The organism is Peribacillus sp. SIMBA_075 (genome assembly GCF_046534585.1).
This window is the reverse complement of sequence record NZ_JAWRYN010001181.1, coordinates 1-251: the sequence shown is the minus strand read 5'-3', so window position 1 is coordinate 251 and position 251 is coordinate 1. Positions and strand designations below refer to the sequence as shown.

1 pseudogene is annotated in these 251 nt (G+C 44.2%); it reads right to left on the bottom strand.

From position 1 onward, the window contains the following. Positions 1 to 251: pseudogene (locus SB775_RS32050) on the bottom strand (malate dehydrogenase); the annotation flags it as partial.

Sequence of the window (251 nt, the reverse complement as noted above, 5' to 3'; positions counted from 1 at the left end):
AGACAATCCTTTCATGACGTTCTTAACAGATTCAACAGATTGATCAAGCTTACTTCTTTCTTCTTCTGTCAGCTCAAGCTCAATGATCTGCTCAAGTCCGTTTCCACCTACGATTGTTGGAACACCAAGGTAAATGCCTTCGTAGCCATATTCACCTTCAAGGTATGCAATCGTTGGGATGACGCGGCGCTGATCTTTTAGGATCGCCTCAACCATTTCAACTAGTGAAGCAGCAGGTGCATAATACGCAC